The following is a 15528-nucleotide window of genomic DNA, read 5'->3' as shown; positions in this document are numbered from 1 at the left end:
TTTCTATCATAAAACATGTCTTTCTCCCAGGCAATCACCATTATGATCCTTTCCATAAAACGAATAATAAAAAAGAAGGGGGGAGTTACTTTGCGTAATACATGGTTATGGACAGGGATTAGCACTATCGTTTTATTATCTGGCTGTGCTCAAATGAATGAATCCACATCTTTGTATGAAAAAAGCGGAACCACCATTAACGTCCGTTCACGAAACGATTTATATAACGAACATGGCGTAAAAAATGGGATGGATTCACGGTTAACTAATTTCGGTTACGTCCGTCATCAAAAAAGTCCTATTCCAGGGGACACGACACAATATGCGACCATTCCAGTATTAAACCGTGAAAACGTTGCGGACTTAATTAGCAAATTATGTACACAGCTTCCGAACGTTTATGACGTTGGAACGCTCGTCACAGACGATACAGTGTTCGTCGTTTACAAAACAGACAGTACAAACCGATTCGAAACGGCCGATCAAGTGAAAAAAACAGCCATTTCTGTCGTGCCGCGCTATTATCACGTGTATGTTTCGGATAATCCGCGCATGTTTCAAGATATTGAACGCTTTGGCCGTTTAGATGCAAACAGTCAAAATGTTGATCAAGTTTTACAACAGACAATTAACGAAATGCTTAAATCGCCTCAAGGTAAAAAAATAAGTAGTGGCGAAAACGAAAACGGCGTGCAACGCGAAGAAATGAATATGATGCAATAAGAAAAAAGGATGTCCCGCTCAAATGAAGTGGGACATCCTTCATCATTCACTCCGCCGCCTTTGCTGATTGTACTTGTTCATCTGCATGATAAGAAGAGCGAACGAGCGGACCAGACTCACAATGGCTAAATCCTTTCGCTAGTGCAATCTCTTTTAATTCCATAAACTCATGCGGATGATAATATTTCTCCACTTTCAAATGTTTTTTCGTTGGTTGTAAATATTGTCCAATCGTTAAAATATTCACACCGACCGCCCGCAAATCATCCATCGCCTCCAAAATTTCTTCCTTCGTTTCTCCAAGACCAACCATTAAGCTAGATTTCGTTGGAATGTCTGGTTGCATTTCTTTTGCACGGCGTAAAAATTCGAGTGAACGTTCATACGTGGCGCGTGCACGAACACGTGGAGTGAGGCGACGAACCGTCTCAATATTATGGTTCAAAATATCTGGACGCGCATCCATTAACGTTTTTAAGTTTTCATACACGCCACCCATATCAGACGGCAATACTTCGATCGTCGTCAATGGATTTTTACGACGAATGGCGCGAACTGTCTCCGCAAATACAGCTGCCCCACCATCTTTTAAATCATCGCGAGCTACTGCGGTAACGACAACATGTTTTAAATTCATTAAACGAACGGATTCAGCCACACGCTCTGGCTCTTGCCAATCTAGTTCCGTTGGCAAACCTGTTTTAACGGCACAAAAGCGACAAGCGCGCGTACATACATCACCCAAAATCATAAACGTTGCCGTTCGACGAACCGCCCAACATTCATGAATATTTGGACAACGGGCTTCTTCACATACAGTATGCAATTGTTTTTCACGCATCATTTTTTTTAAGCCTGTATAATGTTCGTTCGTATTTAACTTTATTTTTAACCATTCTGGTTTGCGAAGGTGCTGTTCTTTTGTTGACATGTTTTTCACGCTCCACTCGTTAATGTACATTACCCATTATACGAGTTATTGCCTTACAATACAAAACAGTTTGTTTTTCCAACATTTTTTATTTATGAAAACAGTCGATTACCCCAAACTAATGATATGAACATCGGAGAAAGGAGCAAGAACGCGTGAAAACATTATGGTGCATCATCTTTCTTCTTTTCATGCCGCTACAATCATTCGCTGCTGCACCAAATGATTTGTCCGAGAAACGAATGGAACTTTATAAAAAGGCCGAAGCGATTTCTTTCATCCCATGGTACTATTTCGCCGCTGTTGATCAATATGAACGAAGTGTTCGCCAAGCACGTAGAGATCTACCGAAACCAACAGGAGTCATTAGCATTTATATTCCCCCGGAACGCTGGGCGGGTCCGCTCAACAAAAATCAAGAAGATCAAAACCCGTTTACCATTAGCCAATTCGGTGGCATAGGGATAGATGGAAATGGAGACGGTATCGCTGATCGGACAAACGATGAAGACGTATTATTTGCATTCGCTCGCTTTTTACGATCGTACGGCACAGATCATACACATATTAAAATGGCGCTATGGGATTATTATGAGCGAAGCAAAACCGTCGATATCATTTTAGGAAAAGTGAAGCTATATAAACATTTTGGGACAATACAACTCGATCAATATGCCTTCCCAATTCCAAGACGATTTGAATATAGCTATCGGAGTACATGGGGGGATGCACGTGGCTGGGGTGGCCGACGTATTCATGAGGGAACAGACATTTTTGCTCACTATGGCACGCCGGTTCGTTCTACATGTTATGGCATCGTTGAATTAAAAGGTTGGAACAAATACGGTGGTTGGCGCATCGGTATTCGCGATATAAACAATACGTATCATTACTTTGCACACTTAAACGGATTCGCTAACGGTTTAGAGGAAGGAACGATTGTAGAGCCTGGTATGTTAATCGGGTCGGTTGGCAGCTCGGGATACGGTCCACCTGGAACGTCAGGTAAGTTTCCACCTCATCTTCATTATGGGATGTATAAAGATAATGGCTATACAGAATGGTCGTTTGATCCTTATCCTTACTTAAAACAATGGGAGCGACAAGAACGCATGAAAAAAAGATGAGGATTTCCCCTCATCTTTTTTATGATTGACGGCTTTTCTTCACTGCATGAGCGACGCTCGCTGCAAAACCTCCCCAAATAATAACCATGCCAACAAGCATCATAATCAATGCACTTGTTTCCATCAGCTCGAAACCTCCTTATCCGTTGGAACGGACAATACACCATCTCTCCAACGTTTTACTGAAAGGACAAAACCGAGAACGATAACGAGTGCCGCAATCGTCCAACCATACTTCACAACAAATAGTGTATCGTACCCACCATAATTTTCTTTCACGTTCGTTTTAATGTTATCAAACATCATATAACCTAACACGATTGGTGTAATAACAGAGAGCGAAACTTTCCACCACGCACCTACCATAATATCTGATACACTGTTTGCATGTGTTTGAAGCGCATTGAGTTGTTTTAACACCCATGCGATAACAATCACTTCAATTAGACCGACAAGCGCAACACCGAAGTTATTAATAAAATAGTCGACCACATCTAAGAAATATAATCCACCGTTTGTTGCAAACACGAGCGCGATTAACGCCGCTAATCCGCCGCCACCAAGAACGGCTTTCGCGCGAGAAATACCAAACTTTTCTTGAAATGCCGCTACATATGTTTCCGAAATGGAAATGAGAGATGACAAACCAGCTAACGTTAGCGAAAGGAAAAATAACACGCCGAAAAATTCATTAAACGCTGGAAATTGGTTAATAATTTGCGGGAAGACAACAAACGCTAACCCGACTCCCCCTTTAACGACTTCGCTTACTGCTACACCCTGTTGGTGAGCTAAAAAACCGAGTACGCCAAATACGCCAATACCGGCTAACAGTTCAAATCCTGAGTTTGCAAATCCTGTAATAAAGGCGTTGTTTGTAATATCTGATTTTTTTGGTAAATAACTTGAATACGTAATCATAATAGCAAATGCAATCGACAAGCTAAAGAAAATTTGACTGTATGCAGCAACCCATACTTTTCCGTTCATAATTTGATCCCAATTTGGCTTAAAAAATGCGTTCAATCCTTCAACTGCACCTTCTAGCGTGACCGCGCGAACGACGATAATAAAGAATAAAACAACGAGCGTTGGCAAGAAAATTTTATTCGCTAACTCAATTCCTTTACGAACCCCTTTATATAAAACAGCTAAGTTAATGACCCACACGAGAACAAGCGGAATAAGAACAGCTGGAACTATGCCGCCGAATGTACCTGGCGTTTCTGCTAATTTTAAATACTCACCGAATAAGAAGCCTCCTGTATCTTCTCCCCACTTCGATGTAAAAGCGAAATACGTGTAAGACATCGCCCAAGCAATAACAACGGAATAATACGTTGAAATAACGAATGAAATAAGTACTTGCCACCAACCGATCCATTCCGTCCCTTTGCTTAAGCGAGCAAACGTTAATGGCGCTGACCCTCGATACTTATGCCCGAGCGTAAATTCCAATATAAGAATTGGAATGCCTGCCGTTAATAAAGCGAATAAGTACGGGAAGAAGAACGCTCCTCCACCATTTTCATACGCGACAGCCGGAAACCTCCAAATGTTCCCTAATCCAATTGCCGAGCCAGCTGCTGCTAAAATAAAACCAGCACGCGTGCCCCATTGTTGACGATTTTCCATAGTAAGATTACCTCCTTAGTCTTTCCGAACTTTTTTATATGGTCACGTAGAAAAAATATGAGTACCTCCTTGTTCGATTATTTTAATTTTTCAGACTTTTTTGTTTCATTTTAATTTTAAGTATATCAACGGACAAGCCTTTTGTCAAAATAATATTTCAAAAAATAAAATTTTAAGAATTTTTATTATTTAACAGGAAGTTCAATGGACGTATTCCCATCTCCACCTTGATTATAAAACTGTGGAACTTCGCCTTGAATAATTTGGATAGCCACAGGGATATCATTTTGAATCGTTGCTGTTTTTGTTGCGAATGGAATAATAATTTGCACATTTACTTCGATATGAATTGCTATTTCTATTAAAGCACTATTTATGCTGAACGGACGGATATTTGTATTTACATCTGAATGAACATCCCCAATAACATAAAAACGAACCGGGATACGTGGTCCTAAATTTCCTAATAATACGTTATTTGTTGCTTGTCCGAGCGGGATATAATAAATGATTCCTTGTTCTTTTTCTGTTTCGATTTGAACGTCTGGAAACTCAAGAGCCGACAGCTTTCCTTCTGATGCTGCTTTTAAATTTAGTTGTACTCGGTTGGTCGTTTTGGCTAACACACGATTGACTACTGTTGCATTAAAGTCAATAGCCGAAATTTTTCCTTGCCCATCTTTTTCAATTTTAATAAAGTTTTCGACGTTGAAATCGTCCTCAGCGATTTGTTGATTAATCGCATTATTAATCACTAAATTTGCTAAACGACGTGTTTCTTTTTCCGCAATTGCCATTAAAGTCGGCTCAATTCCTCTATTAATAAACCAAAGGCTCGCAACAGTCGAAATAATAAAAAAAACGAACGTTATTAAAAATATATAGCGGACGGGTAGCGGTTTTCTTCTTTTGCGTAGTTGCTGATACAACAAAAATCCCCCCTCTCACGCTATATGTATGCGATCAAGCAGGGGATTATTATTTTATTTCATGAGAAGCAAAGCGTCTTTTCCTTTCATTCCACGTGAGATCCCCAATTGTTCAGCCGCAAAAGTGACAGACTCAAGCGGTGCTTCTAACAGTTGGTCAATTGTTCGCACTCCTACTGCTCTTCCTGCGATAATACCGCGATCACGCAATTTTTCGTTTAACAGCGCTACATCTAACGCCCCGCACATAATGTATCCTTTATCATTTGCAACAGCTAATAACGTTGTTTTAGGCAACTGAACAGAAATCGCTGTAAATGGTTCTCCGTTAATCCATAACGGTTTTACCTCAATCATATGTTCACGCTCCTTTCCTTTATTCAATGTATGAATAAAGGAACGAAGGGTGCCTACGATTGATACATGTTTTTTAGCTTCCACGCAAGCACATCACGCAACATTTCTGGCATATAATATTGTTTTTTCGCTCGATATATTTCTGGATATAAATGTCCGAACGTAAACATATCAATTGTCGCCACCGCATACGTTTTTTGTTCTTCAATTGGCTGATGATGAATCAAAATGCGGCGCACGTGTGCTTGACCATCTATCAGTTGTTCTTTTTCAACAGTAATGCGGTCATACACCATTTGTCCCATTACTTCTCCACGAAATCCAAATCCTTTCAGACGTAACTGTTTCATTTGTTCAGTTTCCGCTTGTAAAATGACTTCTTTTAACTCGCTCCCTCGCAAATATACTTTGCATGGATTAATCGGATGTGGACAAATGCGGTGAATGTCTCCTTTCGTCACAACACCTTTTTCGAGAGAAGACAGTAGCACCCCGGCATTCACCATCGCTACATCACCTTCACACCATTCATTTAACGCTTGCGCAAGAATGGTTGCCAATGGAGACGGGGCAAACCAATCAATATGTAGCGTCTCTGGCAATTGTACAATCGGCTGAGCCAACGCACGAGCAGATTGTGCAATCATATCATTTAATTTTTGTTTTGTTTCTTCGCATTCATATTCTAACGCTTCCGTATGTTGTACATGCGCCTTCATATCTACTTTTCGACTTTTTTGATCGATCGTCAACGTGACATGCCCAACATAATGACCGAATTTCCCCGCTCCACAGAGCAACGTTTCATTCACCCATTTTCCTTGCTCAAATACATGATGGGTATGACCACCTAAAATCGCTGTCAATTGTGGGAACATTTCTGCCATTTTTTCGTCATCATTTACGCCTAAGTGAGATAATAAAACGATCGCATCCACTTTTTCCGAAAGCTCTTCCACAAGCTGAGCGACCGTCTCAAATGGATCCGCAACACGCCATCCAAGTAGCTCATAAAACGTCTGAAACGGAACGGTCACCCCAATGAACGCCACACGAACACACCCGAACGTCATGATGACATGCGGTTTCATCCAATGTGGACGTTCTCCGTTTTCATAAAAAACGTTCGCAACAATCACAGGGAATTTAGCATGTGCATATAACGTATCGAGCTGTTTATGACTCAGTGTAATTCCTTCATTGTTTCCAATTGTGACCGCATCGTATGCTGCATCGTTTAAAAGAATGACATTTGCTCTTCCGTCTGATGCTTCTGTCAATGGATGAAACCGATCAATAAAATCACCTATATCAAGCAAAACCATATGCTCGTGATTTTTCTTATGCCTTCTTCTCTCGCTTTGAAAATAACGAACAATTTTCGGCCATCGTTCAAAATGGCTATGCACATCGTTTGTATGATAAATATGTATCGTCTCTTTCAATGTTTGCAACACACCTTTCCCTTTACCAGCCAAGTCCTTGCACGATTAAACGAACCCCAAGTAAAATGAGTACGATCCGCAATAGCGTCACAACTGTTTTTCCTTTTAGTCTCCGATTAAGCCATGCGCCACATTTTGCACCGACCCATACGCCCGGAATGAGCGCAAATGCAAACGTCCATGCGACATTTCCCATCCATACATGTGTCGATGAGCTAACAATGGATGACAAAAAGACGATAAACATCGATGTCGCTACCGCCACATGAGGAGGAAATAAAAACAATAACATCATCGCAGGCACCATGAGCGAACCGCCACCAATGCCAAAAAACCCGCCGACAAAGCCAACAATAAACGCAATGAGCGTAGCGATGAACGGATTATAGCCGTATGTCACTTCCTCTCCTTCGTTCGTGACATATGTGCGCATAATAGGAAACGTTCGTGTTGCACGCGGTGAAAAACGCGATTGAAACATAAGCAAAAATGAAACAGCAATTAAAAACAGTCCAAAGTAAAGCGAAAAATGTTGCATATGCACATGTTGATTTACCCATGCACCAAGCATTGCCCCCGGTCCACTACCGATGAAAAAAAACAAGCCGCTTTTATAGTCCACCATTTTATGCTTCATATATGTTAAAGTTGACGACAATCCATTAAAAATAATGACGACAAGCGATGTACCAACCGCCATTTGTGGTGAAATCGCTGGCAATACATGTGCGGTGCTTAAAAAAAGAAGCGCGGGAACGATAATGACCCCTCCCCCTAAACCGACAAGACTGCCGATCGTTCCTGCTAAAAAACCAATCACTAACAGAAGTATGTATTCCATTTTCATCCCCCATTATGAAAACAAATCTAATTGCCGTGGCGCTAAGTCCGTATACTCAATACTTAACATCTGCAAGAGCTGTTTTGCATTATGAGCGGCATCACCGCCCGAATTGTTGTTAAACAACACGTAAATATGTTCACATTTCGTTTGTAACAGACGAATATGTTTTACCCATTCTTGCAACTCTTGCTCGTTGTATCGATATAAATAACGAACGGCACGCCAATTTTCGTCATCTCGTTTATTCCAACCAGCTACGTTGCGTCCGTGTAGACGAATGAGCGTTTTATTTGGATCTGTTGGATGCAAAACAGTCGGTACCGATCCTTCCCCCGCTTGCGGTTCATCGCAAATGCTATGGATCCAGCGCTCTTCTTCCATAAAACGCAACGTCTTTTCGTAAAACGGAGGGGAAAACCAAGATTGATGACGAAATTCAAGTGCCACAGGAACATTCCCCATTCGCTCCCGGCACCAACGCAAATAGTAAACATGTTCTTTTTTACAATCGAACCAAGGTGGAAATTGAAATAACACCATCGCAAGCTTATTTCCTTGTTGAAATGGCTCAATCGATTGTAAAAATGCAGTAAACATCTCGTCTTTGTTTGCATATGGAATGTCACCACGTTGATGCCCTGTCATTCCTTGATACGCTTTCACGACAAATTGGAATGACGCAGGCGTTTCCGCCATCCATTTTTCAACGTTCTGGCGCGGTTGAATCGCATAAAAATACGCATCAACCTCAACCGTTGGAAAATAAGCGGCATACGCTTGTAGCTTATCTTTTGACGCAAGTCGAGACGGATATAAACTATCATGATCGCCCCAACCTGTTAATCCGACATAAATCATCTTCATCACCTACATTTTATCTTACCATAACATACAAAAAAAGCCGATGACCTGCATAGCACAGATCATCAGCTGTTCATTAACCAATACTACCTTCCATTTCAAACTTAATGAGACGGTTCATTTCAACCGCATATTCCATCGGCAATTCTCTTGTAAACGGCTCGATAAAGCCCATTACGATCATTTCTGTTGCTTCTTGTTCGGAAATACCGCGGCTCATCAGATAGAATAATTGTTCTTCTGATACTTTCGACACTTTCGCTTCATGTTCAAGCGAAATGTTGTCGTTTAAAATTTCGTTATATGGAATTGTATCAGATGTTGATTGATTATCCATGATAAGTGTATCGCACTCAATATTTGAACGCGATCCGTCCGCCTTCCGTCCGAAATGAACGATACCGCGATATGTGACTTTTCCGCCTTGTTTCGAAATCGATTTGGATACGATCGTTGATGACGTATTTGGTGCTAAGTGAATCATTTTTGCACCTGCGTCTTGATGTTGTCCTTTTCCAGCAATCGCAATCGAAAGTGTCAAACCACGCGCACCTTCTCCTTTTAAAATAACTGCTGGATATTTCATCGTTAACTTTGATCCGATATTTCCGTCAATCCATTCCATCGTCGCGTTTTCTTCACAAACTGCACGTTTCGTCACGAGGTTGAAGACGTTGTTTGCCCAGTTTTGAATCGTCGTATAACGGCAATACGCGCCTTTTTTCACGATAATTTCAACGACGGCGCTATGAAGGGAGTTTGTCGTATAGACAGGCGCCGTACAGCCTTCAACATAGTGAACGTGTGCCCCTTCGTCGACGATAATTAACGTCCGTTCAAACTGTCCCATATTTTCAGAGTTAATGCGGAAATACGCTTGCAATGGCGTATCAACTTTTACACCTTTTGGTACGTAAATGAACGAACCACCCGACCAAACGGCTGAGTTGAGTGCCGCAAATTTATTATCCGTCGGCGGAACGACTTTCGCCCAATGCTCGCGGAACAAATCTTCGTTTTCTTTTAGCGCCGAGTCTGTGTCTTTAAAAATGACACCTAATTTCTCAAGGTCTTCTTTCATGTTGTGGTATACAACTTCTGATTCGTATTGAGCCGATACCCCTGCTAAATATTTTTGTTCTGCTTCTGGAATACCGAGCTTATCGAACGTCGCTTTAATTTCTTCTGGTACTTCATCCCATGAGCGCCCAGATTTTTCTGAAGGTTTGACGTAATACGTAATTTCATCGAAATCTAAGCTTGATAAATCGCCACCCCATTGTGGCATCGGCATGCTGTAAAAAATATCTAACGCCTTCAAGCGAAAGTCAAGCATCCACTTTGGTTCATTTTTCATTCGCGAAATTTCTTCTACAATTTCGCGCGTTAATCCACGCTCAGCGCGGAAGACAGATACATCTTTATCGGCGAAACCGTACTTATATTCACCGATTTCTGGCATTTTTTTCGCCATCTCGTTCGCCTCCTTTTTATGACTAGCCTTGTTGCTCATGCAATCCTTTTTCCATCGCTTTCCACGCTAACGTTGCACATTTAATGCGAGCTGGAAATTTCGATACACCTTGAAGTGCTTCAATATCACCTAAATCAATCGAATCATCATAATCTTTTCCTTGCATCATGTCGGAAAAAATCGTTGATAGCTTGAGCGCCTCTTCAATCGTTTTTCCTTTAATCGCCTCCGTCATCATCGATGCGGAGGACATCGAAATAGAACAGCCCTCTCCTTCAAACTTCGCATCGACAATTTTTCCGCCTTCTACTTTTAACGTTAAATGAATACGGTCGCCACACGTCGGGTTGTTCATGTTGATATCGACGTGTTCCCCTTCTAACACACCACGATTTCTCGGGTTTTTATAATGATCCATAATGACTTGTCGATACAACGTATCTAAATGGCTATTAAAAGACATAGCTGAAATACTCCTTCGTTTTCTTTAATGCTGAAACGAGTGCATCAATTTCCTCTTCTGTGTTGTACAAATAAAAGCTTGCGCGTGCAGTTGCCGTCACGTTTAGCCACTTCATAAGTGGTTGCGCACAATGGTGACCAGCACGAACAGCAATACCTTCCGCATCTAAGACGGTCGCAACATCGTGCGGATGCACACCGTCAATATTAAATGTCACAAGCCCTGCACGCGCTTTCGGACCGTAAATCGTCAATCCATCAATCGTCGCAAGCTGTTCAAGCGCATATTGCGCTAAACGATGTTCATGCTCAGCGATATGGTCTAACCCGACTTGCTCAAGAAAATCAATCGCCGCTCCTAAGCCAATCGCTCCTGCGATAATTGGTGTACCACCCTCAAATTTCCACGGAAGCTCTTTCCATGTTGACTCGTACAACCCAACAAAATCAATCATTTCCCCGCCGAATTCCACAGGCTCCATTTGCTCAAGCAAGCGCTTTTTACCGTATAACACCCCAATGCCTGTCGGTCCGCACATTTTATGCCCAGAAAACGCATAAAAGTCGCAATCGAGCTCCTGTACGTTCACTTTCATATGCGGCGTGCTTTGTGCTCCGTCAACGACCATGACAGCGCCGTGCTTATGGGCAATTTGTGCAATTTCTTTTACTGGGTTGATTGTACCGAGCACGTTGGATACGTGCATGACAGCTACAATTTTCGTGTTTGGCGTGACTGTTTGTTCTACATCTTCTAAACGAATCGTTCCGTCAGGCTGAAGCGGAATATATTTTAATGTCGCCCCTGTTTGTTTAGCAACTTGTTGCCAGGGGATAATGTTACTATGGTGCTCCATATACGTAATGACGATTTCATCGCCTTCGCGCACGTTTGCGCGACCGTAACTTGCCGCCACTAAGTTAATGGCCGTTGTCGTCCCACGCGTAAAAATAATTTCTTCCGTCGAAGCGGCACCAATGAAGCGGCGCACTTTTTCACGAGCCCCTTCGTATGCGTCGGTTGCCTTCGTACCGAGCGTATGCACGCCGCGATGAACGTTCGAATTGTATTGCCGATAATAGTTGTCAATCGCTTCAATGACAGGCAACGGCTTTTGAGAAGTCGCTGCGCTATCTAAATAAACGAGCGGCTTGCCGTTTACTTGTTGATCTAAAATCGGGAATAGTTGACGAAGTTCTTTTACGTTCATCATTTAACTTTCCTTTCGATCACTTCAATTAATTGTTTTTTCACACGCTCAATCGGAATTTCATTAACGACAGGTGCTAAAAAGCCGTGAATAATTAATCGCTCAGCTTCTACTTTCGGAATGCCGCGGCTCATTAAATAATATAGTTGCGTCGGATCAACACGACCGACAGATGCAGCGTGGCCTGCTGTAACATCATCTTCATCAATTAATAAAATTGGGTTCGCGTCGCCACGCGCTTTCGGACTTAACATAAGCACGCGTGATTCTTGCTCTGCATTTGATTTCGATGCCCCATGCTCAATTTTGCCAATACCGTTAAAAATAGATGTTGCTTCATCTTTGACTACGCCATGTTTTAAAATGTATCCTTCCGTATGCTTGCCGTAATGAATCACGCTCGTTGTAAAGTTTTGCACTTGCTCACCGCGACCCACAACGACCGTCTTCGTATCGCCAAGCGACCCATCACCAATGAGGCGCGTCACGTTTTCTGAAATCGTATTCCCGTCATTCATTAAACCGAGCGCCCATTCAATGCGTGCATGACGACCTGTGATACCGCGGCGGTTTACGTATGTCGTCGTCCCTTTCGCTAAACTGTCCACAGCGCCAAAAAATACTTGCGCATCGTCTAATGCAAACACTTCAGCAATGATGTTCACGATCGCTTCGGAACGTTCACATGTTGAAATATAGTTTTCAACATACGTCACTTTGCTACCGACATCCGCAACGATAATGACATGGTTAAATAACGCTTCCGCCTTTTCATGGACATATACCGCCTGCAAAGGAACGTCGATTTGCACATGCTTTGGCACATATACGAACACTCCACCGTTAACAAGCGCCGCATGAAGGGCAGTAAGACGGTGCTCATTTACTTTGACGCCGTCCATAAAATATTTTTCCACAAGGTCGCTATGTTCGCGAACAGCTGTTGCTAAGTCTGTGAAAATAACACCTTTTTCTTTTAATTCATCAGCAAGCGATACGTATGCACATGTATGATCTCGCTGAACATATACGTTTTTTTGCTCCTCAGCTATATCGATGAGCACTTTTACTTGTTCAGGTAGCTCTTCTAGCGAAGAAAGCGGTGCGCTTTCAACGAGATGAGTAGAAAATTGTGTAAAGTTCCAACGATCAATTTTCGTTTTATCTGGCTTCGGTAAAGGAAGTTGTTCAGCTTGCGCAAGAGCTTGTAAGCGAACGTTTAAAAGCCAGTCCGGTTCTCCACGCCCTTCAGAAAAAGAGCGGACATACTGTTGGTCGAATGGTAGTTTCGTCTCAATCATCACAAATCCTCCTAACGCTTACGCTTCTTGCTCGACGACTTCATCTTCAATGCCTAGCTCTTTTTTAATCCAATCGTATCCTTCAGCCTCAAGACGTTGTGCTAACTCTGGACCACCAGATTTCACGATGCGTCCTTGCATCATAACATGCACGTAATCTGGCGTAATGTAGTTTAATAAACGCTGATAGTGCGTAATGATTAAACAGCCAAAGTCGCTATTGCGCATGTCATTTACACCTTTTGCGACAACTTTTAATGCATCGATATCAAGACCGGAATCAATTTCATCTAAAATAGCAATTTTCGGTTGTAACATCATTAATTGTAAAATTTCGTTTCTCTTTTTCTCTCCACCTGAAAATCCTTCGTTTAAATAACGATGCGCCATATCTGGATTCATTTCTAAAAACGCCATTTTTTCATCTAATTGACGGATAAATTTCATTAATGAAATTTCATTTCCTTCTCCGCGACGTGCGTTAATTGCTGAGCGAAGGAAATCCGCATTTGTTACACCGCTAATTTCGCTCGGATATTGCATCGCTAAAAATAGCCCAGCACGAGCGCGCTCATCTACTTCCATTTCTAATACATCTTGACCATCTAATGTAATGCTTCCTTTTGTTACTTCATATTTTGGATGCCCCATAATGGCAGCGGATAACGTCGATTTCCCTGTTCCGTTCGGCCCCATGATCGCATGGAACTCGCCACCTTTAATTTCAAGGTTAACCCCTTTTAAAATTTCTTTTCCGTCAATTGCAACGTGAAGATCTTTAATTGTTAATGTTGCCATAAAAAAATACCTCCAGTTTCGCTTATGTTCATGAAACGTAATTCTCATTTTATTCTCATTACAATTTTATAACAGATGAAAAGTATTAGCAACCTTATTGCAAGCATTTTGATACTTTTTTGTTTCTAAAGTTTGCTTGTTTTATCATATATGTAAAACAGGTGGGGAACCCCCTACCCTTTAATGCATGCGAGTAAATTCATTGACACATTGTCGAACGAGCGTAACGGACTGGCTCATCGTCGCCCCTCCAGCTAAAGCAGATGCGACAGCACACGCTTCAAATATTTCTTTCTCTGTCGCCCCTTCATCGATGCACCCTTTCAATATGATAAATGGTACAATATTCATCTTGTTTAGCGACACTAATCGCTAGTGCGATGAGTTGTTTTTCTTTTTTGATAGCTCCCCTTCGACGAAGCAAGCTTCCGTAAATGCGTTAAACGCTCGTCCAACATGAGGCATTTGTTGTGTGAACGGTGCCTAACCCTTGCTTATATTCGTGTAAACATTGTTCTATCGACATATGCACTCCTCCTTCCTTTTTATCATGCGTCGTTTTCGAGAAAATATAAAAGGACGCCCGAATGGACATCCTTATTTCGTTGCTGGAATAACAGCACCATTATATTTTTGTAAAATGAAGTCTTGAATTTCCTTTGATTGCAACACTTCAACAAGCGTCTGAATTTCTTTACGGTTTTCATCACCTTTACGAACCGCGATAATGTTCACGTATGGGTTGTTTTCTGGCGACTCAACCGCAATCGGATCTTTTGCTGGATCTAATCCGGCATCTAACGCATAGTTTGCGTTAATTAATACCGCATCTCCTTCATCATTTTTATACACTTGCGGAAGCAATCCTGCCTCAACATCCGCTTCAAATACTAAATTTTTCGGATTTTCAACAATGTCATCAATTGTTGCTTTCGTCTTATCGACACCATCTTTTAATTTAATTAGTCCTTTTTCTTCAAGCATCGATAAAATACGACCGTGATCAGCAACAGAGTTACTCATAATGATTTTTGCACCGTTTGGTAGCTCTTCAAGACTTTTGTATTTTTTTGAATATACGCCAATCGGCTCAATATGAATACCGCCTGCATTCACAAAGTCATAGCCATGTTCTTTCATTTGAGATTCTAAATAAGGAATGTGTTGGAAATAGTTTGCATCTAACTCTTTATCCGCTAATGCTTTGTTTGGTAACACGTAATCTTGGAACGTCACAATTTCTAATTCGATTCCTTTTTCTTTTAAAATCGGTTTTGCTTTTTCTAAAATTTCGGCATGTGGCACGTTTGATGCCCCAACGACAAGCTTATTCGTCTTTTCTTCGGCACTTTCGCTTTTTCCGCAAGCAGCGAGCGCTAATACAACAACTGCAGCAACAAGTAAAGAGAACCATTTTTTCATTTGTTTTT

General features: G+C 41.6%; 16 protein-coding genes and 1 pseudogene. 2 read left to right on the top strand and 15 right to left on the bottom strand.

The window, feature by feature from the left end; all coding sequences use genetic code 11:
• Positions 1–90 precede the first annotated feature (90 nt).
• Positions 91–723: a YhcN/YlaJ family sporulation lipoprotein gene (locus tag BO219_RS11135; protein ID WP_077429571.1), complete on the top strand. Its 633-nt coding sequence runs from the start codon at positions 91–93 to the stop codon at positions 721–723.
• 46 nt (positions 724–769) lie between these two features.
• Here the strand turns inward: BO219_RS11135 and lipA are convergent, their stop codons facing one another.
• The gene (gene lipA, locus BO219_RS11130) at positions 770–1654 is read right to left on the bottom strand and encodes a lipoyl synthase (RefSeq protein WP_064213863.1); all 885 of its coding nucleotides are present in this window, start codon (positions 1652–1654) and stop codon (positions 770–772) included.
• Positions 1655–1809: 155 nt separating this feature from the next.
• Here lipA and BO219_RS11125 point away from each other — a divergent pair, with 155 nt between their 5' ends.
• Positions 1810–2781 carry a M23 family metallopeptidase gene (locus BO219_RS11125; protein WP_077429570.1) on the top strand — a complete coding sequence of 324 codons (972 nt, stop codon included), beginning with the start codon at positions 1810–1812 and terminating at the stop codon, positions 2779–2781.
• A 19-nt stretch (positions 2782–2800) separates the two neighbouring features.
• On the opposite strand, the gene BO219_RS11120 is transcribed toward BO219_RS11125, so the two are convergent.
• From BO219_RS11120 to BO219_RS11055, 14 genes and pseudogenes are all read right to left on the bottom strand, one after another.
• A complete protein-coding gene (locus BO219_RS11120; protein WP_009362251.1) occupies positions 2801–2905 on the bottom strand; it encodes a methionine/alanine import family NSS transporter small subunit in 105 nt (34 codons plus the stop codon).
• Complete coding sequence (locus BO219_RS11115) at positions 2905–4416, bottom strand: sodium-dependent transporter (protein WP_077429569.1); 1512 nt, start codon at positions 4414–4416, stop codon at positions 2905–2907. Before BO219_RS11115 ends, BO219_RS11120 begins: the two co-directional genes overlap by 1 nt.
• A gap of 185 nt (positions 4417–4601) precedes the next feature.
• A complete protein-coding gene (gene yunB, locus BO219_RS11110; protein WP_077429568.1) occupies positions 4602–5348 on the bottom strand; it encodes a sporulation protein YunB in 747 nt (248 codons plus the stop codon).
• A gap of 51 nt (positions 5349–5399) precedes the next feature.
• Positions 5400–5702: a YunC family protein gene (locus BO219_RS11105; RefSeq protein WP_077429567.1), complete on the bottom strand. Its 303-nt coding sequence runs from the start codon at positions 5700–5702 to the stop codon at positions 5400–5402.
• A 53-nt stretch (positions 5703–5755) separates the two neighbouring features.
• The gene (locus tag BO219_RS11100) at positions 5756–7147 is read right to left on the bottom strand and encodes a bifunctional metallophosphatase/5'-nucleotidase (protein ID WP_077429608.1); all 1392 of its coding nucleotides are present in this window, start codon (positions 7145–7147) and stop codon (positions 5756–5758) included.
• Positions 7148–7169: 22 nt separating this feature from the next.
• A complete protein-coding gene (locus BO219_RS11095; protein WP_077429566.1) occupies positions 7170–7988 on the bottom strand; it encodes a sulfite exporter TauE/SafE family protein in 819 nt (272 codons plus the stop codon).
• A gap of 12 nt (positions 7989–8000) precedes the next feature.
• On the bottom strand, positions 8001–8849 hold the full coding sequence (locus tag BO219_RS11090; protein WP_077429565.1) for a DUF72 domain-containing protein: 849 nt from the start codon (positions 8847–8849) through the stop codon (positions 8001–8003).
• Between the two features lie 79 nt (positions 8850–8928).
• Positions 8929–10326, bottom strand: coding sequence for a Fe-S cluster assembly protein SufB (sufB, locus tag BO219_RS11085; RefSeq protein WP_006322751.1), 1398 nt, complete (start codon positions 10324–10326; stop codon positions 8929–8931).
• A gap of 22 nt (positions 10327–10348) precedes the next feature.
• Positions 10349–10789: a Fe-S cluster assembly sulfur transfer protein SufU gene (sufU, locus tag BO219_RS11080; protein WP_055441462.1), complete on the bottom strand. Its 441-nt coding sequence runs from the start codon at positions 10787–10789 to the stop codon at positions 10349–10351.
• A complete protein-coding gene (locus BO219_RS11075; RefSeq protein ID WP_077429607.1) occupies positions 10779–11999 on the bottom strand; it encodes a cysteine desulfurase in 1221 nt (406 codons plus the stop codon). The genes sufU and BO219_RS11075 overlap by 11 nt, the downstream gene beginning before the upstream one ends.
• On the bottom strand, positions 11999–13303 hold the full coding sequence (gene sufD, locus BO219_RS11070; protein ID WP_143271293.1) for a Fe-S cluster assembly protein SufD: 1305 nt from the start codon (positions 13301–13303) through the stop codon (positions 11999–12001). Before sufD ends, BO219_RS11075 begins: the two co-directional genes overlap by 1 nt.
• Positions 13304–13318: 15 nt before the next feature.
• Complete coding sequence (gene sufC / locus BO219_RS11065; protein ID WP_077429563.1) at positions 13319–14098, bottom strand: Fe-S cluster assembly ATPase SufC; 780 nt, start codon at positions 14096–14098, stop codon at positions 13319–13321.
• Positions 14099–14278: 180 nt separating this feature from the next.
• A pseudogene (locus BO219_RS11060) lies at positions 14279–14624 on the bottom strand (carboxymuconolactone decarboxylase family protein).
• A 71-nt stretch (positions 14625–14695) separates the two neighbouring features.
• Complete coding sequence (locus BO219_RS11055; RefSeq protein ID WP_077429562.1) at positions 14696–15520, bottom strand: MetQ/NlpA family ABC transporter substrate-binding protein; 825 nt, start codon at positions 15518–15520, stop codon at positions 14696–14698.
• Positions 15521–15528: the final 8 nt, after the last annotated feature.

The organism is Anoxybacillus kestanbolensis, from assembly GCF_001996285.1.
GTDB lineage: Bacteria > Bacillota > Bacilli > Bacillales > Anoxybacillaceae > Anoxybacillus > Anoxybacillus kestanbolensis_A.
The sequence above is the reverse complement of the archived record's forward strand: the minus strand, read 5'-3'. Positions and strand labels throughout refer to the sequence as shown.